Origin of the sequence: Wolbachia endosymbiont (group A) of Alloplasta piceator, from assembly GCF_964028505.1 — a bacterium.
GTDB classification, from domain to species: Bacteria; Pseudomonadota; Alphaproteobacteria; order Rickettsiales; family Anaplasmataceae; genus Wolbachia; species Wolbachia pipientis.
Genome location: NZ_OZ034793.1, coordinates 42,071 through 66,048, shown reverse-complemented (window position 1 = coordinate 66,048; position 23,978 = coordinate 42,071). Strand labels below are relative to the sequence as shown.

15 protein-coding genes and 6 pseudogenes are annotated in these 23,978 nt (G+C 35.6%); 13 read left to right on the top strand and 8 right to left on the bottom strand.

Annotated elements, in window-relative coordinates; translation table 11 throughout:
• Positions 1 to 39 precede the first annotated feature (39 nt).
• A pseudogene (locus tag ABWU31_RS00350) lies at positions 40 to 447 on the bottom strand (IS4 family transposase); the annotation flags it as partial.
• 216 nt (positions 448 to 663) lie between these two features.
• Here ABWU31_RS00350 and ABWU31_RS00345 point away from each other — a divergent pair.
• Complete coding sequence (locus ABWU31_RS00345) at positions 664 to 1,611, top strand: IS110 family transposase (protein ID WP_353271213.1); 948 nt, start codon at positions 664 to 666, stop codon at positions 1,609 to 1,611.
• A 208-nt stretch (positions 1,612 to 1,819) separates the two neighbouring features.
• Here ABWU31_RS00345 and ABWU31_RS00340 read toward each other — a convergent pair.
• Positions 1,820 to 2,801 (bottom strand): annotated as a pseudogene (locus ABWU31_RS00340) (IS4 family transposase); the annotation flags it as partial.
• A 141-nt stretch (positions 2,802 to 2,942) separates the two neighbouring features.
• Here ABWU31_RS00340 and ABWU31_RS00335 point away from each other — a divergent pair.
• The 4 genes and pseudogenes from ABWU31_RS00335 to ABWU31_RS00320 form a co-directional block, all read left to right on the top strand.
• Positions 2,943 to 3,203 carry a hypothetical protein gene (locus ABWU31_RS00335; RefSeq protein WP_012673289.1) on the top strand — a complete coding sequence of 87 codons (261 nt, stop codon included), beginning with the start codon at positions 2,943 to 2,945 and terminating at the stop codon, positions 3,201 to 3,203.
• A 12-nt stretch (positions 3,204 to 3,215) separates the two neighbouring features.
• Positions 3,216 to 3,488: a 30S ribosomal protein S15 gene (rpsO, locus tag ABWU31_RS00330; protein ID WP_006279944.1), complete on the top strand. Its 273-nt coding sequence runs from the start codon at positions 3,216 to 3,218 to the stop codon at positions 3,486 to 3,488.
• A 14-nt stretch (positions 3,489 to 3,502) separates the two neighbouring features.
• Positions 3,503 to 5,776: a polyribonucleotide nucleotidyltransferase gene (gene pnp / locus ABWU31_RS00325; RefSeq protein ID WP_353271233.1), complete on the top strand. Its 2,274-nt coding sequence runs from the start codon at positions 3,503 to 3,505 to the stop codon at positions 5,774 to 5,776.
• A gap of 248 nt (positions 5,777 to 6,024) precedes the next feature.
• A pseudogene (locus tag ABWU31_RS00320) lies at positions 6,025 to 6,366 on the top strand (DUF6444 domain-containing protein); the annotation flags it as partial.
• A gap of 28 nt (positions 6,367 to 6,394) precedes the next feature.
• Here the strand turns inward: ABWU31_RS00320 and ABWU31_RS00315 are convergent.
• Positions 6,395 to 6,973: pseudogene (locus ABWU31_RS00315) on the bottom strand (IS630 family transposase); the annotation flags it as partial.
• Positions 6,974 to 7,031: 58 nt separating this feature from the next.
• On the opposite strand from ABWU31_RS00315, the gene ABWU31_RS00310 reads away from it, so the two are divergent.
• Positions 7,032 to 7,865, top strand: coding sequence for an IS5-like element ISWpi1 family transposase (locus ABWU31_RS00310; protein WP_353271068.1), 834 nt, complete (start codon positions 7,032 to 7,034; stop codon positions 7,863 to 7,865).
• Positions 7,858 to 8,193, top strand: a complete 336-nt coding sequence (locus tag ABWU31_RS00305; RefSeq protein WP_265029944.1) for a transposase — start codon at positions 7,858 to 7,860, stop codon at positions 8,191 to 8,193. Before ABWU31_RS00310 ends, ABWU31_RS00305 begins: the two co-directional genes overlap by 8 nt.
• Here the strand turns inward: ABWU31_RS00305 and ABWU31_RS00300 are convergent.
• Positions 8,180 to 9,466, bottom strand: a pseudogene (locus tag ABWU31_RS00300) (IS4 family transposase). The gene ABWU31_RS00305 and the pseudogene ABWU31_RS00300 sit on opposite strands and share 14 nt — an antisense overlap.
• Positions 9,467 to 9,585: 119 nt before the next feature.
• Between ABWU31_RS00300 and ABWU31_RS00295 the strand changes: the two are divergent.
• Positions 9,586 to 9,912 (top strand): transposase, encoded by a 327-nt coding sequence (locus ABWU31_RS00295; RefSeq protein ID WP_338482649.1) that lies wholly within the window; start codon positions 9,586 to 9,588, stop codon positions 9,910 to 9,912.
• A 116-nt stretch (positions 9,913 to 10,028) separates the two neighbouring features.
• Here the strand turns inward: ABWU31_RS00295 and ABWU31_RS00290 are convergent, their stop codons facing one another.
• A complete protein-coding gene (locus ABWU31_RS00290) occupies positions 10,029 to 12,845 on the bottom strand; it encodes a WPE palindromic element domain-containing protein (RefSeq protein ID WP_353271401.1) in 2,817 nt (938 codons plus the stop codon).
• Between the two features lie 108 nt (positions 12,846 to 12,953).
• On the opposite strand from ABWU31_RS00290, the gene ABWU31_RS06725 reads away from it, so the two are divergent.
• The 4 genes and pseudogenes from ABWU31_RS06725 to ABWU31_RS00260 form a co-directional block, all read left to right on the top strand.
• Entirely contained in the window at positions 12,954 to 16,061 is a 3,108-nt protein-coding gene (locus ABWU31_RS06725) for an AIR synthase-related protein (protein ID WP_236514424.1), read from the top strand.
• A gap of 1,129 nt (positions 16,062 to 17,190) precedes the next feature.
• Positions 17,191 to 19,986, top strand: coding sequence for an excinuclease ABC subunit UvrA (gene uvrA, locus ABWU31_RS00270; protein ID WP_353271232.1), 2,796 nt, complete (start codon positions 17,191 to 17,193; stop codon positions 19,984 to 19,986).
• 54 nt (positions 19,987 to 20,040) lie between these two features.
• Positions 20,041 to 20,355, top strand: a complete 315-nt coding sequence (locus ABWU31_RS00265; RefSeq protein WP_010082388.1) for a hypothetical protein — start codon at positions 20,041 to 20,043, stop codon at positions 20,353 to 20,355.
• A 227-nt stretch (positions 20,356 to 20,582) separates the two neighbouring features.
• Positions 20,583 to 21,035 (top strand): annotated as a pseudogene (locus ABWU31_RS00260) (ComF family protein); the annotation flags it as partial.
• Here the strand turns inward: ABWU31_RS00260 and ABWU31_RS00255 are convergent.
• Together ABWU31_RS00255 and ABWU31_RS00250 are read right to left on the bottom strand one after the other, a co-directional pair.
• Positions 21,035 to 22,046 (bottom strand): IS630 family transposase gene (locus ABWU31_RS00255; RefSeq protein WP_353271209.1). Its coding sequence is split into 2 segments (ribosomal slippage): positions 21,035 to 21,583 and positions 21,585 to 22,046, totalling 1,011 coding nucleotides; the frame shifts between segments, so codons are not numbered across the junction. The pseudogene ABWU31_RS00260 and the gene ABWU31_RS00255 sit on opposite strands and share 1 nt — an antisense overlap.
• Before the next feature lie 109 nt (positions 22,047 to 22,155).
• A complete protein-coding gene (locus ABWU31_RS00250) occupies positions 22,156 to 22,989 on the bottom strand; it encodes an IS5-like element ISWpi1 family transposase (RefSeq protein ID WP_353271068.1) in 834 nt (277 codons plus the stop codon).
• A 126-nt stretch (positions 22,990 to 23,115) separates the two neighbouring features.
• On the opposite strand from ABWU31_RS00250, the gene ABWU31_RS00245 reads away from it, so the two are divergent.
• A complete protein-coding gene (locus ABWU31_RS00245; protein WP_353271231.1) occupies positions 23,116 to 23,397 on the top strand; it encodes a hypothetical protein in 282 nt (93 codons plus the stop codon).
• Positions 23,398 to 23,553: 156 nt separating this feature from the next.
• Here ABWU31_RS00245 and ABWU31_RS00240 read toward each other — a convergent pair whose 3' ends face one another.
• Positions 23,554 to 23,973 carry a YqaA family protein gene (locus ABWU31_RS00240; protein ID WP_077188498.1) on the bottom strand — a complete coding sequence of 140 codons (420 nt, stop codon included), beginning with the start codon at positions 23,971 to 23,973 and terminating at the stop codon, positions 23,554 to 23,556.
• Positions 23,974 to 23,978 lie beyond the last annotated feature (5 nt).

The following is a 23,978-nucleotide window of genomic DNA, read 5'->3' as shown; positions in this document are numbered from 1 at the left end:
GTATTCCTTGGTTTGTGGACAACCTCTCAAATCTTACTATTACCAACAAATATGAGGTTCGTGAGCAAGTCGCCATCCTTCTGCTAAATCAAAGAGACGTTTATATCCTTTCCAAAGAGTAATTGGTCCTGGTTTTGGGTCGCTTTTTCTTGCTAAATGACCTCCAAGTTCACGAAACGGCTTCTTTTATAGTAGGGGCTATATTTGGACATGGTTTCCTGTGTATTTTAACATATAAAACTTTCCATTCTTCCTCAGCTAATAAGGCAGTACATGGTAATGTTGGGTTAGTTCTTGCAATTGATGTAATAAAGAAAATTCTCCAAGCAATAATGCTCATGACTGTTAAATACCTCATTAATCTTTCTGCTGTTCCAAGTCTACATTCCTCAACTTTGAGACCGGATTTAAAATTTTATGTAATATCTCTATTTTCCATCTAAGGCAATTGTAAGTTAAAAACGTGATATAAAAGAGATAAGAGAGAAAGATAACCCTGCTCACTAGGAATAGCGGGCGTGCGCGACCGAAAGGAAATTGGTATTACAACCGTTGGTATCAAGGTACGCTAGCCCTATCTCTCGATACGTTTGAATAGTTGCTTGGGACATATATATGCACCCGTTTACAATCTTAAATTAACTAAAACTATCGAGGTTTATTATGGTTACATCTTATCAAAATTTTATTGGCATTGACATCGGAAAATTTAAAAATGTCGTTGCAATTCACAAACAGAAGAATGCTGTCGAATTTGATAATAATGCTTCTGGTTGGCAACAATTATTTCAAGAGTTTTCAGATATTCTACCTAATGCTTTAGTGACTTTAGAAAATACAGGGAAATATGAGCTTGGCTTATCACATTTTCTTACCGACAAAAATATTGCCGTGCATCGAGCTAATACTCGTAAAGTAAAAAGCTTTATTTTATCTCACGGAACTTTAGCAAAGTCTGATAGATCAGATGCAAGAGCTCTTGCTCAATATGGATTTGAACGCCATAGAACTATCTCTCTATTTGTACCTACCTCTACAGAACAATCAACTTTGGCTGCACTTTGTCAACGTCGTGATGATATTACGCAAATGAGAACTCAAGAAAAATGCAGACTTGAAGCACCGGAAAATGATCATATAAAAGAAAGCTGTCAAAAGACCATTGAGTTTTTCGATAGTCAAATAAACGAACTCAATGATACTATACAAAAGATTATTGATGAAAGCCGCGCATTACAACAACGCCAAAAAATTCTTAAAACAGTTCCTGGAATAGGTAAAAAGTTATCACAAGATTTTTTGTGTTTAATGCCAGAGCTTGGTTACTTAAATAGAAAAGAAGTAGCAAGTCTTGCCGGAGTTGCACCGCATCCAAAAGAAAGTGGTAAAGCTGTTGGTTACCGAAGGATTACAGGTGGTAGAAGTAACGTTCGTTCAAAGCTGTTTACAGCCGCTATGGCTGCTACAAGGTCAAAATCTATACTTGGCGCCTTTTATTCTAAGCTTGTTGAAAGTGGTAAGAAGAAGATGGTGGCTATAACAGCCCTAATGCGTAAAATTATAGTAATTGCTAATACAAGACTTAAAGAAGCAATTAATTTGCATACTTAAAAATCTTCACAACGGTAACTGAAATTGGCTAATGAATATGTGCGTCCACACAGACTTAAAGCACATATTCATTAGCTTAAGCAGAAATTGCTGTGGTAGCTGTTTGATATAAAATTCTATTTCTATGACAAACGGGTTTTTATTGCCCATATAATTTGCAAAATTACACAAATAAAAAAATTTTTAAAAAACATAGTTGATATCAACTAATTTTTTCAACAGCTTCATCGAAAGTATTAACTGAAAGATTCGTTAATAGCATCCATTCTAGCGGTTTTTTTTAAGGGAAGGGGAGTTTTCTCAACAACATAAACTGCATAAAGTGGTAATTTAGGTAGTTCTTCCGTCTTATGCCTAATATTATTCTTAGATGGATTCATCATAAACTTTCCAAATCTAACTTCCAAACGTGCTGTTCTTTTTGGCTTATTATCTTTTACAGGAACTTCAACTTCTACCGTACCTGCACAATGAGAGGATTTAATAAATGCCCATAACTTCTGCTCACCTTTTTCAGGATATCGAGATTTTCTATTTACTGCTCTATCTCTGCATGCTCTAACTAGCACTGCCGAATTAAGACTATGTGCAAGCTCAAAAAAGTCATATATATCTGCTTCTCTATCGCATACAGTTATAGTCTCAGTTTGAGTTGGATCAATAATATTATTTGTTTTTCTTAAAGTTTCCAACCACTTTACGCTTTCTTTATCTTCAATGCGATCGCTCTTTTTTTTAAGGTTCTCAGTTTCTTCAGGTCTTGAATAAACTTTTTGATCTAGTATCCCTAGTACCAAACCTTCTATACTAACGGCAAGAGCTGTATGCATTATAATACCTTTTGCAGTATCATAACTGGACAAATTTGCTAATCCGCTTGTTTTTTTATGGTTATTATATACAATGTAACTGGTATCTTGAATGACAAGAACCCTCTTGTGAGCTTTTGTTCTCTCAACTGTTTTATCAATGTGTGAAGCTAGAATATCGACTTCTTTTACGTTCTCATTTTAAAAAAAACGATATGCTGCTTTTGCTTCTGACCAACTTCCGCATGCCTCATTAATTGAGCTTTCAGGTAAACTTATCAAACTGTCAGCAATATTTACTAATCGGTCAGTTAATCTTTTATCTCCAAGTACAGCATCTCCAAATTCATTTTTAGCCCATTCATTACTCTCGTTTGCCATTTTTATACCCTCAATATTTGCAAACTCTAATATTGTAATACTTTATTTATAAGTACATTTATATTTGTGGGTAATAGTAAGGAATGACACCGTCTTGGATGGAAACCAGTGTCAGCTACTTTCATGACAGAGGGGGGTGGGATGACAGAAGATGATGGAGTGACAGGGAGTAATACAAAAAGTTTCGTCATCCCCATTGAATCGGCTTTAAAATCGATGTTCAAAGTTGAAATTTCCCTAGAAGATGCGGGAAAAATCAGAAAAGGTCAGGAAGTTGTATTAAATAACTTGCGTAATTTAAAGAATCATGATATTTGTTGTACGGTGGTGGGTAGTGTACCTATTGCAATCTGCAGTTTTATTTATGGTTGTGTGAAGCCTATTCGTGTTTTTAATATTTAAAATGAGGTTTAGATGTCGATAACATCCGAAAAGAAAAAGAGTTTGATAAATATATATGCAATTAAAGAAGATGATACAGGCTCATCTTTTGTACAATGTGCAATTTTGACCGAGAGGATCAGTAACTTAACTGAGCATTTTAAAGTGCACAAGCATGACCATCACTCTAAGCGTGGTTTACTTATATTGATAGGTAGAAGACGCAAGCACTTAAATTATATAAAGCGTAAATTTGGTAATGAAGCCTATCAGGAATTAATAGAGAAGTTAGGCATTAGAAAATAATCGAGGAATTTAATATGTTTAAAATTATAAAAAAATCTATAGAGTGGGGTGGTCGTCCCTTATCTTTAGAAACAGGAAAAATAGCACGCCAAGCTCATGGTTCAGTAGTTGTAAATTACGGTGATACTTCTGTTTTAGTAACTGTTGTACGTAAAAAGAAGGAAGAAAGCGTTGATTTCCTACCTTTAAATGTGCAGTTTATCGCAAAAAGCTATGCCATGGGTAAGATCCCTGGCGGGTTTTTTAAAAGAGAAGGCAAGCCATCTGATAGAGAAACTTTAATCTCAAGAGTAATAGATAGAAGTATAAGACCACTATTCCCAGAAGGATTTCATGATGAAATTAGTGTGGTGTGCAATCTATTAACTTATGATACAGTCAATCCTCCTGAAGTGCCAGCATTGATTGGTGCTGTTGCAGCTCTTGCAATTTCTGGTGTTCCCTTTCACTTTACTATAGCTGGAGTGATGGTTGGTTGTGATGAAAATAATAACTATATACTCAACCCTTCTGTTCAAGAGATGAAAGCAAGCAGCTTGGATCTGTTTTTGTCTGGTGATGAAAATTCAATTTTAATGGTTGAATCAGAAGTGAAAGAGCTCTCTGAAGAAAATGTTTTTAATGCAATAAAATTTGGCCATGAACACCTTAAGCCTGTCATTAAGCTCATAAAAGAGTTTGCTGATACAATTGGCAATAAACCTGAGAGCTTTGCCCCTATTGATGCATCAGATATAACACAAGAGCTCGAAAAATACGGTAAAGATTTTGAAAAAGCATATTCGCAAACAGTAAAACAAGAGCGAGTTCAAGCTCTAGAAGCGATCAGAGAGAATATATTGAATACTCTTAAAGAAACTGGAAAAGACGAAAAGTTAATTACGTATGCAGTAAAAAACTTTGAAAGATCTTTAGTACGTGAAATAATTAAGAAGAAAAGTGTAAGGATAGACGGTCGTAAGCATGATGAGATACGTCAGATAGAAGTTGAAGTTGATATTCTGTCCAAAACTCACGGTTCTGCACTATTTACAAGAGGCAATACTCAGGCACTGGTTGTTACTGCTCTTGGCACCACTCAAGATGAGCAAATTGTGGATGATATTGAAGGGGATAGACGTGAGCATTTCATGTTGCATTATAACTTTCCCTCATTTGCTGTTGGAGAAACTTCTGCTGCGCGTGCACCAGGAAGAAGAGAAATCGGTCATGGCAAACTTGCTTGGAAAGCAATTCATCCTGTTTTACCCGATAAGTCTGAATTTCCTTATACAATAAGAGTAGTGTCCGAAATTTTGGAGTCTGATGGTTCTTCTTCTATGGCAACAGTTTGTGGGACTTCTCTTGCTTTAATGGATACGGGTGTGCCAATAAAGGCCCCTGTTGCTGGAATTGCTATGGGTCTCATCAAAGATAAAGACGAGTATGTAATACTTTCCGATATACTTGGTGATGAAGATTATCTTGGTGATATGGACTTTAAAGTAGCAGGAACTAGTGAAGGGGTTACGGCGCTACAAATGGACATGAAAATTTCTGGTATAAGCTTTGAAATTGTTGAAAAATCTTTAGAACAGGCAAAAGCTGGAAGATTACATATTTTAGAAAAAATGAATGCAGTGATTTCAGAACACAGTGATGATGTCAAAGACCATGCACCAAGGATGTTATCATTTTACATAGATAAAGACAAAATTTCTGCTGCTATAGGTTCTAAGGGGAAAAATATACGCAGTGTGTGTGAAAGAAGTAATGCAAAAATTGAAATAGGAGATGATGGTAAAGTTTCTGTTTTTGCTACGAGTGGCACTGAAGCTGAAATTGCAAAGAGTATGATGATTGATTCAATAACAGAACTAGAACAAGGTTCTATAGTTGATGTCAAGGTTGTAAGAATAGAGAAGTCTATTGTAGAGCTTGAATTTCTTAATGGCAGAAAAGGAAAAATGCACATAAGTGAAGTAGCTAATGAACATATAGATTCTATAGAGAGCGTACTTAAACAAGATGATACTTTCAAAGCACTAGTAATTGACTTCGAAAAAGGTGGGTGTCCAAAGTTGTCAAGACGTCGGGTTGATCAAGAGACGGGAGAGTTTTTTGAAGGTGAGCTTTACAACGAGGAAAGGAAAGATGGTCCAAATGACAGGGATAATTATTACAATAATTCATTTAGTAGAAAACCTGGAGGAAGTCACCATAAGAGGCCTCCTCGTCCTCGTTCTGGTTTCAGCAATAGAAATAGGCCGAAATTTGGTAATAATGATTCATCATCAGGTTTTTATTAAGAGTAAACTTCTTGCGTTACCTCTCGTCATTCCAGTGCTTAACACTGGAATGACACCCTTTCTGGTGAAGGTTGTTCTCAAATCACAATGTTAGTACAATTGTGGTGTTAGCTATAGCTAACCCAAGGTATCCGTTCAGCGGAGTGGTAGAATAAGGTAGACAAAGCAAGATAATAAAGATAATCATAGAGCAAAAGTGAGGTAATGTGGTAAACCTTTGAGAACTTTGCAAAAATTTACAGCAAAAAATAGAAAAACTGAAAGCAGAGATAGAAAACTTAAAAGCAGAAAATAAAGCTTTAAAGATAGAGAACGCTGAATTAAAGGAAAGGCTCGGTTTAAATTCAAAAAACTCATCCCTGCCCAGCTCAAAAGAGCTATACAAAATAAAAAAGGACAAGCCAAAAAGCGAAAGGAATGTTGGCGATCAGGTTGGGCATAAAGGAAATTTTCATGCCACAATGGAAGCGGATAAAGTAGTAAAAATAGAGTTGCCTAATATTTGCGAATGCGGAGGAGAGCTTGTAATATGCGAAAAACCTTATGTTCACCAAAAAGTTGATCTTCCGGAAATTAGGCCTTATGTAGTATAGCATTTCTCATAATAGTCCGAACAGGTCATAGGAAGGCAGAATCAACAGCACGACGAAAGGATTCGAATAGAGGAATGTTTTTCCTGGCTCTGTTTTTTATAGCAAACCAATGATGCTCAATTTTGTTGAAATCTGGAGAATAAGGCGGCAGATACAAAATTTCTGCACCAACCCCTTTAGCAAGCTTTATCAGACTTATGAAAAGTAGCATTGTCAAGAATGACAGTCTGTCCAGGTTCCAAGATCGGTGTCAAAAATTGCTCAAACCATCCATTAAAAACATCCATATTACAGTGGCCTTCAAAGGTTAACGGAACAACTATCTTTCTTCCACTTAAGGCTGCAACCATACTGATTCGTTGAGTTTTCTTTCCAGATTTTAAGGCATAAAACCGCTGTCCTTTCTGGCAATATCCGTAGGGGTAGTCTTCGGTGTTATCAATGCCAGACTCATCTATATACACTAAGTTTTTAGGTTCTTTTGTCGCTATAATTTTCAAAAATTCAGCACGTTTTTCTTCGTTTCTTTCCTTGTATCCATATGTCTTTTTTTGCGCGTAAATCCAATTTTTTTAAGGGCTCGATAGATCGTTTGGATACTAAGAGGTTGTCCGGAAACAAGTAAAAGGCTATAATATCTGAAATTTTAGTACGGGGTAAAGATGAGAAAAAAGTATCCAACAGATCTAAGCGAAAGGGAATGGGCAAGAATAGAAAAACACTTCAGAGTATCATACAAGAAAGGAGGAAGGCCGCCAAAGTATAGCAAAAGAGAAATATTAGAAGCAATTTTCTATGTATTGCGTACAGGGTGTCAATGGCGGTATTTACCAAATGATTTTCCGCTATGGAAGACTGTGTATGAGCAGTTCAGGCAATGGAAGAAGCAGGGAATTTTTGAGAAAATGAATTATGAAATTACAAAATATAGTAGAAGAAAAATAGGAAGGAATGAGCAGCCGAGTGCCTGTATAGTAGATAGTCAATCTGTAAAGACTACAGAAAAGGGGGGATCAAAGGCTATGATGGAAGTAAAAAAAGTAAAGGGTAGAAAAAGGCATATAATTACAGACACTCAGGGTTTTATACTAGGTTGTTACGTAGGCGCTGCTAACGAAAATGATAGAGATGGTATTAAAATAGCATTAAACAATATGAGAACAAAATATACTAAAGTTAAAAAAATGTGGGCTGACATGGGATACCAAGGAAGAAATTCAAAGAATCACATAAAGGAAGAATATGACATAGATATTGAAATTGTTACAAGGCCTCCATGTAGATTTTGGGTGCACAAAGATACGCCACCTGAGCTACTACCAACAAGAGAACAAGGGTTTAAAGTACAGCCAAGAAGATGGGTTGTAGAAAGGACTTTTGCTTGGGTTAATAGGAATAGAAGGCTATCGAAGGAGTATGATTTACTCACAACATCCACTGAGAATTTCATATACCTAGCTATGAGTAGGGTTATGTTAAAGAGGGAATATGCTTGAATTTACTAGTTTCCGGACAACCTCTAATATGGAAGATATCGAAATTGCTATAGACAGTACAGGAATTAGTATATACAACAACACTCCTGGTCACAGCAAGGAAAATAGCACTGACAGAAAATATCGTGGCTATGAGCAAACGAGAAAATTGCACGTAATGTTGAATATAAACAACAAAAAAGCCATAGCTGTAAAATACAGTAACGGTGTCTACTCTGATCACTATGGAGCTTGTGATTTGCTAAAAGAAGTTGATTTTCAGCATGCCATAAAAGCACTATATGCAGATAGAGCATGTGATCATACGCGTCAAGTTAAGAGATTGTGAGCAAATTTAGAGAGGTTAAAGTGGATACTCTAGCCCTTCTACGTTTGTCTTTTAATGAAAATCGCGACCAAGTTATAGTGAGTTTTTTAAGAAATGCTTTTAAACTATTAATCTTGGTTAATACTAAAAATAACTCTCTAACCCGCCTTTTTAGCTCAATAAATGCCTTTGTTAAGCTAAGTTCTGTATTCTTTTTCACTTCTGTGCAACCAACTATGCCGTAAAATATAAGAATTGCGCACAATTTAGCATATAGTTCACATAATACTCTGCATGGCTTTCCTTTTAGCTTATCAAGCCTGATATGACTTTTATACAATTTAAATAATTTGCCACCTTACTCTGTAATACTTGCTCAGCACTAATTTTATTTTCTGGAACATTAGTTATACCAATTCAACAATTTTTGATTTCTTTTAGAGGATCCTGCGATCTTGCTAATCTATTAGCTTTCCTTCTTCTGGCTATAGACTGTTCTTCAGTTAGTTTCTGACATATAATTCTTACTCTAATTTTTGCTTCTTTTCCTAACAATACCTCGTTTTCTAAAAATAACTTATCCTCTAAACATTCTAATAACTCCATTTTTTGATTTGTTTCTACATCATATACGTTGGTATCGACGACTTATGAAATAAGCTCCTATTTCATTGATTTGTTTAAAAGAACTTGGCACAAAATAACCGAGATCAGATATTAGCAAATCATTGCTTGATATATTACTTAAATGTTTCCTATATCCCTGGTCTGATCTTATTCCCTCCGTTAAATTAAGTTGGTCTATTATCTGATTCATGTAATCGAAAACTAATTGTAACTTTATTCCAGACTTAGTATTGCTTTCATAGCCACTGTAGCTAGTACCATAACCTTTATACATCTCTTCCATACTGTTAGGTAGAGTAATATAGCTACTGTCCAATAATTTAACACTATTAAATTGCTGTAAGATTTTGCAATCAACTTGCAAGATATTTTTAAAGAGAACCACAGATTCATTATACATCCTTTTCATAAATTCCACTGCTTCTTCAGTAAATCTAAAATCCAAACCTTGTTTTGTTATATCTATCGAGTCCTCGTTTAGTAATTGACACATTGTTTCTACGCTACAATTATCAACTCCTATATTACCCAAGACCATGGCTTTTACGAATGATGAACCTTTTAGCTTTCTCTTTCTTTTTATAAACCTTGTTGTAATTGAGATTTTCTCTGCTTTTTCATTAAAAAATTCTTTGAGCTTTTTTGATAAGCAAGTTATTTTATTCATTGGTTCTCTCACTAAAAGTATATCTGGGAGAACTTATACCTTATTATTCTATCTCTTTCATACCTTTATTTCCTTAACTTGACGCGTATGGAGCATGTGATAGGCACAAGTTTTATAAGTTGTGTAACAAATATGATATAAAGACAAAAATTCCACCAATAAACAATGCGGCAGAACATCCAGAAATAGATTATATGTCTGACAGGAATGCTGCTATTAGGTTAATAAAATTATACGGTGAAGATGGCATGAAAGAATGGAAAAAAGAAGTAAATTATGGGAAAAGATCTTATATTGAAGGGTTTTTCTCAAGATTAAAGCAAATATTCGGATTTAGTTTTAGGAATAAATCTGAGATAAATCGAGAAAAAGAACTGCTAATCAAATGCTATTTGCTTAATAAATTCACTGATATTGGTATGGCTAAATTTGAGATAGTTACATGAATTTACCATAAATCACCATCTCATAAAGTGTGATGCAACAAAGCCATCCCAGTGTCAAGCACTGGGATGACACCCTTTTGGATAGAAACCAGTGTCAGGTACTCGGATGACACCATTTACAACCACTCTCCTACCCTTTCTAGCTGTTTATAGCTGTTAAATCTCAAGAATTTATCAAAATATGGAGAGGCAATAAAGGGTGTGGAATCACTTAAATAGTTAGATAAAAAATCAGGCAGATCATTTTTTAATTCTTGCATTTTGTATCTATAATTTTGTATAGAAATAACTTTTATTTTATCATAATCAAGTTTCCAATAAGCAAGTTCTGAGACTTCTCTTTTTGTTATATGTTCTACCGCTAAGGCTTGTAAAATTAATTGCGGAAAAAACCCCGACATCACTTCTTCATTGGAAGGTGGTGTACCAAGCTTATAGTCTATAATTGCTACTTGCCCACTTGGTAGATACTCAACTCTATCACATCTTGCTGTCAGTAAGATTTCTTGTGGGATCAGATCTCTATTCGTCATCCAAGCAGTTTCATACTGATCACAAGAACCAGTGTCACGCGCTGGAATATGAAATATCGGACAGGAAAAGCTCTTTTCCAACTCAACATAATTGCTTCGAGTTTCATCAAATTCGACAAAAGATTGAATTATCTTTTGTAGTCTTACCCACCACATATTTGAAAAATTAAACTGACTAGTCGAGAATGCTTCTCGTGCAATGCTCATTGGAGATTTTTTGTTGCGTAAATATCTTGCAAGAATGTTGTGTACCATAGTGCCAAATTCCAATATCGATGGCTTAAAATTCAAGTCTCTTAATTGTTTAAGGCCCAGTATATACTCAACGTAAAATGAATAAGGATTACGAATTAGCTTTTCTATTGCACTGCAAGACATCACCTGCATTTTTTCTTTTCTAACTTCGGTTTGAGGTTTTGGCATAGGCTGAGTACATGGAACAGTACATTCAGGCGTATTTAATATCCTTAGCCAATCACGATAAGGATATTTTGACCCCTGCAACAGAATTTCCAAACGCTGCAATAGCATTGGTTTTCTATGGCTTAGCGATCTTGTAATATAAACCTTACTTGCACAAAACAAATTGTGTAAAGTATAAAAAAAATACCCCTGCTCTTCTTGCGCAGAAGGAAGATTAAATTTTTCTCTCGTAAGTGCATTCAAAAGCGGACTTTGAAAGCTTGGCGCTTCATTAAATCCAGCAAGTATCACAACTTTGTTGTGATATAAGCTGAATTTATTCAAGTCACTTGCTACAGAGAAAAACTCTTTCTCTAAAAATAAGGTCAGAATTTGGCTATATAACTCTAAGGAGCATTTAATTTCTACACCCTCACATGCATTTGAAAAATTACAGGTAAAATTACCTATTTCACTATTTAGCTCTGAAAAATTTATACCAGATAGTATATTAATACACTGCAAATGAGTTGCTACCACATCAAAAATAGAGCAATTTATAGAACGAAGTAAAGGATTAAATATAACCTCTAACTTACTGATAATAAGTAATATATCTTCTTTGTATTTTAGCTTTTTATGGGCATTGATAGCATTTATAATATCGCTCAGGCCATTTGTACTAAAGTTGCGTAATATCTCTATTTCAAATTCAGATAAAATCCGAGTGTACTCTTCTTGAGTGTAACCAAAAGTCACTAGCCTATGTTTAAGGAGCGAAAGTAATGACACACTGCTCCAATTTGAGGTCAAAACTTCGATACTATAAAGCAGAAGCGTTATATAAGGGTAATTTTCCGGTATGGCACTGTGTTGCCTTGATAAACATGCTATACGAGCTGCAAGTAATTTATCAAAGACGACCAAAGAAATGTTTTCATAACCTTCATTTTCTATAATTAATGATGTCACTTGTGCTTCTTCCTCTCTGGAATCACAAGTGATGACTTCAATATTGCCAACATGTCCACTACTAACTTTGCTTAGATCGGCAGTTGTATCAAAGACGTAATCTAGATATTCCTCAGGACTTCCTGTTATCCCAGCCCTTTCTTCTGTCATCCAAGTAGCTGACACTGGGATCCAGTTTTCATTATACAGCCACCTGGTGCGCTCATTTAAAGTTAAGTTTTCTGGATCCCAGTGTCTGGGCACTGGGATGACACCAGAACACGCTTCTGGCAGAAAACTAACATCCCTTCTATCCACTTTTAAATAATCGAGTAGATCTTTCAGGCAATATTGATAGTGTTTTTTATCAAGCAATTTCCAGTCTTTCTCTTTAATTTTCAAATTCAGGTTAGGCAAAATTATTTTTCCAAATGGCAGATCATATATAGCCTTAATTAACGACTTATCCTTTCCAATTCCAACAAAGATTATATGTTGGTCTTTTTGTAAAGAGGTTATCATATTGTTTATGTAATCACTCTTATGTTTTAATATATCTACTACTTCTAAATCTTTTAAAGTTTTACTCCAAGTCTCAGTGAGTAAGCTTATGAAATTCTCTATTTTTTTTGAATGTTCATCAAATTGATAACAATCCGTTGTTTGGGTAGATTGAATTTTATCAAGCAATGATGGCAGGCTATAAGCTAAATCAATTGGGAAATTATCATTATTTTTTCTATTCCATTCCAATATGAATTGAATGAGTAGCAGCGTCCTTTTTATTGGACTTATAACTTTAACTCTATCAAGATTTAATATTAAATCTTCCTCATCAATGTTCTCTAGCGAAACTATCTCTGGCAAAATTATGCATTTTTCAGCGTTATAATTCTTGAATGCACTCAGCAGCGCTATCACATCCCTCTTGCAAGGAAGTATGACCTTTATCTCGGGAATTTTTTCTCTTTCATATTCAGAAAATATGTGCTGAACCAGCACATCAAAAAGGGATTCATCCACATTAACAGTAAAAACTCTTCCCACTAACAGTAACAATTAATACAATACTTTTATTGTATAGAAATTATTTAAAATATAAATGTGCTCGCAGTTTCTTATGCTATGATATATTAAAGTCTTTCACAATATTACATGGCAAACATCAGAATAGAAGTTTTAAATAAATGTGAACAATTTGGCCGCAGAAGGGTAGTTAATGTTTACTTGATTTACATAAGCAAAGAATTACCATCAAAATTACATGAAGAAATTTGTGGGCTATTTTATAATAAAGTCATACAAGACTGCCGTTATTATTCCTACAATGAAAACCTTGAAGAAGTTCAATATAACTTCATAGAACCACAAGCAAAGTGGGGCTTGGAGATAAGCTTTTTACCTGGCATGACTGACAATGTAGGCAACACAGCGAAACAAATTGTTAGAGAATATTTAATAAACAAGGACTACATTGATGAAAATGTTTGTATAAAAGCAAGAAGTTCAAAATTGATTCTAAGTCAAGCAACTGAAGATGATATAAAACAAGAATTTAATCCTATCACTGAGTATTGCATTCTTGTTTATAAAGAAAACGGCAATTGCTATTGGAGGCATTACGGTAAATTAAAAGGTGTCATTCCAGTGCCCAGACACTGGGATCCAGAAAATTTCAAGCAATTGTATAATGAAAACTGGATTCCAGTGTCAAGCACTGGAATGACAGAAGGTAGGGTTGGGATGACAGAGGATAGTACTAAGTCCGTTGACCTCAATGTAAGTGACCAAGAGCTTGAAAAGATCAGCAGAGATGGAATCGATGGTAATGGCACTTTAGGGCTCTCTCTGGCAGCAATGAAAGCTATAAAGGATTACTTTAAAAAACTTAATAGAAATCCATATGATATTGAACTTGAGTCCCTAGCACAAACTTGGTCTGAACATTGTAAGCACAATATCTTTTGCTCTCCCATTGATGAAATAAAAGATGGCCTATACGCACATTATATCAAGCGTGCAACGCGTGAGATAAATTCTGACATATGTGTGTCAGTTTTCTCTGACAACGCAGGAGGAATAATTTTTGATGACGATTACTTGATTGTAGATAAAGTTGAAACTCACAATAGCCCTTCAGCTCTTGATCCATTTGGTGGAGCAATGACTGGAGTGCTTGGAGTAAATCGTGATATAGTTGGTTTCGGTAAAGGCGCAGAGCCTATAATGAATACCTATTACTTTTGCTTTGCCAAAGAAGCAAAAGGCAAGTTTTATAGGGATAAAGAGCGCACTGATGAGATCTTACCGCCAAAATATATAATGAAAGAAGTGATTCACGGTGTTAATGTTGCTGGTAATTGCTCTGGTATTCCAACACAACTTGGATCGGTATATTTTGACGATAGATTTTGTGGAAAGCCGTTAGTCTTTGTTGGCAGTGTCGGAATTATTCCACGCAACATAAATAACGCACCTTCACACATCAAAGGGCCTAAAAACGGCGATAAAATCGTAATTATTGGCGGAAGAGTTGGAAGGGACGGAATTCACGGTGCAACGTTTTCCTCAGAGGCTTTGTCGGGAAACAGCCCTTCAACAATTGTGCAAATTGGTGACCCTATAACACAAAAAAAATTATCCAACGCCGCCTTGGAAGCAAGAGATCTTGATCTTTATAATGCAATAACGGATAATGGAGCAGGCGGTCTATCATCATCTATTGGTGAAATGGGAAAAGACGGATTTGAAGTTGATTTGAGCAAGGTTCTCCTTAAAAACGATGGTATGGCTCCGTGGGAAATATGGATATCAGAATCACAAGAGAGAATGACCTTAGCAGTGCCAGAAGAAAATCTCCCTATGTTTAAGCAAATCATGAAAAAACATGATGTGGAGGTTTGTGTGATTGGAGAGTTCAATGAGAGTGGTAAAGCTGTTGTTAAATGTCCTAAAGGGAAAGTAATAATGGATATCGGAACTGAATTTCTGCATGATGGTAATCCTAAAGTGCATTTACAGACAAAGCCGTGGTCTAAGGAGTCTGCTGTATCCTTTCCTGTCATCCCAGTGCTTGACACTGGGATCCAGCAGGTAAAGCCTGCAAACATTTTACGCCAAAACTCATCTAATGGTGGAATTGAATGTGAAATGGATTCCAGTGTCAGCTACTTGCATGACACCCTTTGCGTGTCAGCTACTTGCATGACATCAAGCCAAGAAACTGAACTAAAAGAAATGCTGAGCAGACCAAACATTTGCAGCAAAGAGTTCATAGTGGTGCAATATGATCATGAGGTTCAAGGATCGTCAGTGTTAAAACCACTGCAAGGCAAGGGAAGAATGTGCAGCGAAGCTATTGTCTCAAGGCCTGTTCTTTCTTCAAATAAAGGTGTTGTAAAATCGCAAGGATTTGGCTCAAGTTATGGAGAAATTGACACCTACCACATGGCAGCATGTGCAATTGACACCGCGATACGCAACTATGTAGCCGCAGGAGGAAATATAAATCATCTAGCGTTGCTCGACAATTTTTGCTGGTGTGATGCTTATAATCCAGAAAGGCTATGGCAGCTAAAGAGAGCTGCAGAGGCTTGTTACGACTTTGCAACTGCATTTAAAACACCATTCATATCCGGAAAAGACAGTATGTTCAATGACTTCAAGGGATATGATGAAAATGGCGAGAAAGTGATAATCTCCGCACCACCTTCATTACTCATCTCAGCAATTGGAATTATAGAAAATATTGAAAATGCGGTATCGCTTGATGTGAAAATGCCGGGAGACTTGATATATGTACTTGGAGAAACACTTGATGAACTTGGTAGATCTGAATATCAGTTATATAGTGGAATAGGTAATAACAACGTACCAAAAGTTGATGCAAAGAGCGCTAGGAAGTTGTATGAGCGTTACAACCAGGCAATAAAAGATGGCATAATTGCCTCTGCAATTGCACCAAACTTAGGCGGATTAGTTATTGCTCTGGCAAAATCGCTAATTGCAGGAGACCTTGGTGCTGAAATCGATCTTTCACTAGTGCCAATAGGAAAAATACAAAATACAGACATAATAAACAAGATAATAATGTTTTCTGAATCGCAAAGTAGAATTTTGGTTACTATTGCACCACAAAATCAGAAGAGGTTTGAAGAATTGTTTGAAGGTGCAGTTTATTCATGTATTGGCAAAGTAACAGAGAAAAAGGTGCTAAACATAAAGGATGTTTTAAAAGTAGATCTGAAAGATGTGGCATGCTAATATAAAATATTTTTCTTATTATGCTAAATAACTCTTTTACTATATGTAATGTTTATTTAGAATGAATGTATGTTATTAATTTTGGGTAGGTAATTATGTCTATTTTATCGATACTCCTGTTTATCAGTCTTTCTTTACTCAACACTTCAAATAAATTGATGATATGTGCTGCCTTATTTGTGGGAGCTGCTTTAGTTGTAAATTCAATGGTTGAATTTTATGGCAGAAGCAAAGCTACGTACAACTTAATAGTGTGTACAGCGCTATGTTGTGTTTTTAAATGGCAAAGTTTTAATTTGATGATATTGATTTCATATACTGCAATTTTAGTATCTCTTCTCTCAAGCATAATTATTTTTGAAAAATTGAAGTCCAAGTTGAATTTTCATATGGCAAATTTCATTACTTTAATTATAGCATCAGTGGTTGATAGTGCCGTTGTATGTGTTGGATTACTATACAAATTTTCTGCAGGTAAATGCTTATCAATATACATTAGAGATTTAATTTTTAAGTTTTCTTATGTGTCAGTATTGAGCATCTGCTTGTTTGTAGGAATGTATTTATTTTGCTTGGCGAACAAGAAGTATTTTAAGATTTCCACATAACCTGTTTTCTGATATAGCTAAACTGACTTTGGGTCCTGGGGGTGTATTTGGTGGTCCTAATACGTAACAACAGTTTAGAATTTATAGGTAGCCTAAACTCACAACTGTACAAACACTATGATTTGAGCCTATCAGGGGGGTGTCATTCCAGTCTGGAATCCAGAAATTTTGCTTATAACTGAGCTGATGAGCTAAAGGTAGTTGTCTTACGCTAAAACAAACGTTTTTAATTAAGTTGCATAGAACCAGTGTCTGGGCACTGGCCCACTGGTGGGAATTGCTCCTAAACTACAACGTTCGTACAGCTATGTGCTTGACACTGGGATGACATCATCAGGGCACTGGCCTACTTAACCGTCATACCGTCGCGGTATCTCAGCCGCTAACAAGTAGCGGAATGACGATTTATCAAACGCTGCCTAATTTTCCGTAACAGTTGAAAAAATCAATAGAAAATCAATATATCACTATAAATTCACGTATTTTGAGGCTATAATGGTTAATACGTTATATGGTATAATATGGACGATTTTATCAGAGTTAAGGGCGCAAGGGAACATAATCTGCAAGGTGTAGACGTCAATATACCGAAAAATAAGCTAGTTGTTATAACTGGGCTAAGTGGTTCTGGCAAGTCTAGCCTTGCATTTGATACGATTTATGCAGAAGGCCAACGCCGGTACGTTGAAAGCCTGTCAGCTTACGCGCGTCAATTTCTCAACATTCAGGATAAACCAGATGTTGAGTCGATTACAGGTCTCTCTCCTGCAATATCTATCAACCAGAAATCGATCTCAAAAAATCCAAGGTCAACAGTTGGAACTGTTACCGAAATTTACGATTACTTGCGCTTAGTATATGCACGAATAGGAGTTCCTTATTCACCTGCAACTGGATTACCAATAACAAAACAAACGGTGTCTCAAATTGTAGACACTATAATTGCGTTACCTTTAGAAACTAAGATATATATACTTGCCCCTGTTGTGCGTGGTAGAAAGGGAGAACATCTTAAAGAGATATTGGAAATTAAAAGACAAGGTTACGTAAGGTTCAAAATAGATGGTGAAGTGTACAATGTAGATGACTTGCCTAAACTCGATAAGAACAAGAAACACGACGTTTTTGTGGTTGCAGATAGAATATCAATATTGGGCGATATAGGAAATCGACTGCCAAGTAGTATAGAATCCGCACTAAAACTTGGTAATGGTCTAATGTATGTAGAAATAGTAAACCTACCTGACAACCATAATTCCGAGTATAAAAATGGTCAAATTCTAACTTTTTCAGAGAATTTTGCATGCCCCGAGTCTGGTTTCACTCTTGAGGAAATAGAACCAAGATTATTTTCTTTTAACAGCCCTTACGGTGCATGTGGTTCGTGTAATGGGCTTGGTAAAAAACTAAGTGTTGATATAAAGCTAATAGTACCGGATGAAACTCTTTCAATATCTGAGGGTGCTTTAAAGCCAGTGGGATCAATGTTCCGTCAAGTGCACACAGGTTATGGATTTCTAAAAAGTGCAATTCTATCACTGGCTGAAAACTACAAATTTAACCTTGATATTCCGTGGAAGAACATAGATCAAGAAGTAAAAGATATGATACTCTTTGGCTCTAATAAATTTCAAGGTTTGATCAGTATCTTGGAGAACCAGATGGATTATGATGAAACACTTGTTGAGCGATATTGCTCTGTCACTCACTGCAGAGAATGTACTGGCTATAGATTGAAAAAAGAAGCGCTTACAGTGAAAATTGATAGCAAACATATAGGTGAAATATCAAGGCTCAGCATCGATGAATCCCTTAAATGGTTTGAAAATTTGCCAGACAAGCTCACAGAACAACAGAAGCAAATCTCAAGTAAAATATTAAATGAAATAATCAAGAGGCTAGCATTTTTAAAGAATGTAGGGTTGAATTACCTAACGCTTGATCGAGAATCTAGCACTCTCTCTGGTGGCGAGAGTCAGAGGATCAGGCTTGCTTCACAAATTGGCTCTGGTTTAACAGGAGTGCTGTACGTGCTTGATGAACCCTCGATAGGCCTTCATCAATGCGATAATGATCGGTTAATTGCTACACTGAAAAACTTGAGAGACATGGGTAACACTGTAATCGTTGTTGAGCATGATGAAGATACAATAATGGCTGCTGATTATGCGATTGATATTGGTCCTGGAGCTGGCGTAAATGGTGGAAAAGTTGTTGCAGAAGGAACACCAGACCAGGTGCAAAGAAATTCAGGGAGCATAACAGGGCAATATTTGAGTGGAGAGAAAAAAATTTTAATTCCAAGAAGAAGAAAGCAAGCAACTCGGTTCATAAAAGTAATAAATGCATGTGAAAATAACTTAAAAAATGTGAACGTTAAATTTCCTATAGGGAATCTTATTTGTGTTACTGGAATATCAGGAGGGGGAAAATCAAGTTTAGTCATAGAAACGTTATATAAATATTCAGCACATAAGATACATCATTCGTCTGCACGGTATGGCCAATGCGATAAGATAGAAGGCCTTGAATATATAGATAAAGTTATAGAAGTTGATCAGTCGCCAATTGGTAGAACTCCTGCGTCAAATCCAGCAACATATGTCGGTATGTTTACTCATATAAGAAATTGGTTTGCAGGTCTTTCGGAGTCAAAAGCAAGGGGGTATAATATAGGCCGGTTTTCATTTAATACCAGAGGGGGAAGGTGTGAGGCTTGTAAAGGTGATGGGCACTTAAAGATAGAGATGCATTTTCTACCGGACGTTTACGTGAAGTGTGAGCAGTGTAAAGGACGAAGGTATAATCGGGAAACATTGGAAGTTACTTATAAAGAAAAATCAATCTCTGATGTGCTTGATATGACGATAGATCAAGCTTGTGATTTTTTTGAAAACCTTCCAATGGTAAAAGAAAAGTTGGTTTCTTTGCAGGAAGTGGGGCTTGGCTATATAAAACTCGGACAGTCGTCAACAACGTTGTCTGGGGGTGAAGCACAACGAATAAAGCTGTCCAAAGAGCTATCAAAACGATTTACCGGAAGAACATTGTATATTCTTGATGAGCCAACAACTGGATTACACTTTGAAGATATAAATAACTTACTAAAAATACTCCATAGATTAGTCGATCTGGGAAACACTGTTATAGTTATCGAGCACAATTTGCACGTTATAAAAACTGCAGATTATATAATAGACATCGGACCAGAGGGCGGAATAAAAGGCGGAGAAGTGATTGCTACTGGAACTCCAGGAGAAGTGGCAAAAATTCCAGAAAGTGTTACAGGCAGGTATCTTAAAACGTATTTATTATAAACTATTTCTTAATTATATTAGGCTAGGTTGCATATTTATGATTTGGAGATAAGAATGTCAGTATATCGATACTTTAGAAGGTACGTTGAATATGGAGTTGTACCTGCTAAGAAAGCAGAAGATAACACACTAGTTCCAGAAAATAGTTTCTATAAATCTGTACGTTACGTTGATAATGTGCTAGGACCTGTGAAAGATGTAATTTGTGGAGTTGAGAGTAAAGACAATTATAACAAGTATTATCAAGATAATGATAAACGTGGGTCACAGGGCAGAGAAAGTGTATTCATTGTGTGCACTTGGTGCTATTTTAGCAGCCAACATAATATTGCAACCTTTATGTTTGATACTATAACTAAAGTGACTTAGGTTTACCGACGATTTGATAAACGACAAATTCGTCATCCCGCTGCTTGTTAGCGGGATCTAGAGATACCGCGGCGGTATGACGTAGGAAAACCTGACTTGCACTAGCTACAGCACTCAGCAGTGGCTCAGTTTGAACTATATTGAAATGAAATAAAAAGTGAAAGAGTGTAAGCTTAAGTTACTTTAGCTATACTATATAAATTATTTTATAATATATTTAATGAGTTGTGAACCTTCTCTTACTAAAAAAAGCTACAAATCTCATATTTCCAAGCGTATGCGTAAGTTGCGAATGTATCATTGATGAAAATCTTAATCTGTGTAGTGAATGCAACAAAAAAATCAATTTTCTAACTAAGCATTACTGCAATGTTTGTGGCGTAGTAATCTCAGACAATATTTATACGTGTGGTAAGTGCATCATCAATCCTCCACCGTTTAAAGTATTAAGATCAGTTTTTGCTTATGATCAACATAGTAGAAACATGATTATAAATTTCAAATTTTTTGATAATTTGAATTACGTAAAAATCTATGCAAAGTGGATACACCAAGCTAATCAGGATACATTTCAGAACGCAGAGGTCATAATTCCTATACCGTTACATAAAATGCGCTTGTTTAAACGTAAATATAATCAAGCAGCGTTGCTTGCAAAAGAGTTGAGTAATACCAATTCTCATTGTTGTCCAGTCAAATAGGAAACATTGCAGAGTTGTTTAATTGTGGAGCTGGCAAGAGAAGTAATAAATTTGCACAAAGCACCCTCAAGTAGAGCAATTGTATCGTATATTTTATTGCGCAAAATGTTCTGTTTTATATATAACCAAAGCCTCTCAACAGGATTTAGCTCAGGTGAGTATGGAGGTAGGTATATAATGTCGATATTTTTAGGTACCTTTAAATTTTTTGACCTATGCCAACTAGCACAGTCCATAACGAGAAAAGCCTCTCGTGTTTCTAGATATTGCGAAATTTGCTCAAGAAATATGTTCATGCAATCAGTGTTGACATTTGGTGCAAATAAGCTAGAACTCTCTCCATTTCTAGGATTAACTGCACTATAGAGATAGAAATTTTGCCTACCTAATTTTGTTTTAACCTGTGCTCTAATCCCCTTTTTAAACCACCCATGTCCAACTTTTGAATGTGTGCCAAACCGTGATTCATCAAAGAAAAATAGCTCTTTTTCTGGATACTTGCTAATAGCTCCATTGAGATTTTTTTTTGAATTCCTCTTGTTTGCTTTTATCTTGTCCATTATGAACTGGTCTTGGTGTAATATATGAGAATTTCATCTTTTGCATATGGCGGTGTACTGTAGATTTGCTGATATTTAATCCGAACTTTTCCTGGATTCTTATTCTCATTTCTTTAATGGTGATATTAGGATTTTCTTCTATCCACTCTTCAATTTGCTGTAGTTGAGCCTGATTTAATTTAGTTTTTCTACGACGTTGTGAAGGAGCAAACAGTTTTTCTTCTCTGCCAATTTTCAAGAGTTTTACCCACGAAGTTAGTGCGCTTCTTGAAATGCAATATATTTTTGCTACAGCCGTTATACTGTACTTTTTTGCTGCAATTACAGCATTTAGTTTTTTTGAAACATATGCATTATTCATTACTTTCTTCAGCATTTCTTTTGCTGATTCTACTACTTTTTCATCCAATAATTTTGATCTTAATGCCATTTAAACCTCGCTATTTTACTTACTTCAGTATGGCTTTTCTTCCATCATTGTCCATCTGTTTGCCCTGTAATGGGAATTGGTATAAGAGGTTGTCCGGAAACTAGTAAATTCAAGCATATTCCCTCTTTAACATAACCCTACTCATAGCTAGGTATATGAAATTCTCAGTGGATGTTGTGAGTAAATCATACTCCTTCGATAGCCTTCTATTCCTATTAACCCAAGCAAAAGTCCTTTCTACAACCCATCTTCTTGGCTGTACTTTAAACCCTTGTTCTCTTGTTGGTAGTAGCTCAGGTGGCGTATCTTTGTGCACCCAAAATCTACATGGAGGCCTTGTAACAATTTCAATATCTATGTCATATTCTTCCTTTATGTGATTCTTTGAATTTCTTCCTTGGTATCCCATGTCAGCCCACATTTTTTTAACTTTAGTATATTTTGTTCTCATATTGTTTAATGCTATTTTAATACCATCTCTATCATTTTCGTTAGCAGCGCCTACGTAACAACCTAGTATAAAACCCTGAGTGTCTGTAATTATATGCCTTTTTCTACCCTTTACTTTTTTTACTTCCATCATAGCCTTTGATCCCCCCTTTTCTGTAGTCTTTACAGATTGACTATCTACTATACAGGCACTCGGCTGCTCATTCCTTCCTATTTTTCTTCTACTATATTTTGTAATTTCATAATTCATTTTCTCAAAAATTCCCTGCTTCTTCCATTGCCTGAACTGCTCATACACAGTCTTCCATAGCGGAAAATCATTTGGTAAATACCGCCATTGACACCCTGTACGCAATACATAGAAAATTGCTTCTAATATTTCTCTTTTGCTATACTTTGGCGGCCTTCCTCCTTTCTTGTATGATACTCTGAAGTGTTTTTCTATTCTTGCCCATTCCCTTTCGCTTAGATCTGTTGGATACTTTTTTCTCATCTTTACCCCGTACTAAAATTTCAGATATTATAGCCTTTTACTTGTTTCCGGACAACCTCTAAGATACAAGTAATACAATTAGATGAGTTTACTGAAACAGAAGCTTTGAGGTTTGTGAAGAAGGCTTTGAATATAAGAAATAATTTACAAGATGAAGAAATAAAAAAACTAACAAAAGAATTGCAGTATTTTCCATTAGCTTTGGGGCAAGCAGTAAAATATATAAACGAAAGCAATATTGTACTAAGTCGTAGAAGTAAGAAAAAAATTAGTGTTAGTGAGTACCTGAAAGAATATGAAGAAGAAGCAGAAAAACTGCTTGACTTTGAATCCAAATATAAAAGTGACTGTTATACTAAAACAACATTTGTAATTTGGAAAATTACAAATGTCCTACCTTGCTCCTGATGATATTTGTATAAGAGAAATTTTTTCAAATAAAGTTACTTTTAGCTCATGGTGCATCCTTATAACTATTGAAATTTTGCATTTAATTTATAGCTCCGCTTCTATCAGGGCATAGGATGACAGAAGTGGGCTTTAATAGCTGTAGTACTATAGCTGTTATACGCCAAAAGTAAGTATTAGATATAACAAATAGAAGAAATTAGATAGAATGATTAAAGGGGCAAGGATATAAAGGTTTAACTTAAAATAACCTGATAAAATTTGAATCACACTTCCAAGTGCTGGCACCCACGAAAGTAATGCAACTGCACAAATCAGTAGATTTCTTACGATTTTTGGTGTTTTATGCTCGTTCTCTAGTTTGTGGTATGATTTTCGTATAGAGATTGTTATTCTACCTAAGTACCAGTTAACTATTCCACCAAGGCTTGATCCTAGTACTCCAAAAAATAACATAAGTAGTGGAGTGTGATACGACCTGAAATAAAGCATGGTATTGAACACAAAACCTTGATGTATGGGTAAGACTAATGATGATACTAGACTATCTGTGAATAACAGGAAGTAGTTTTCCATATGAA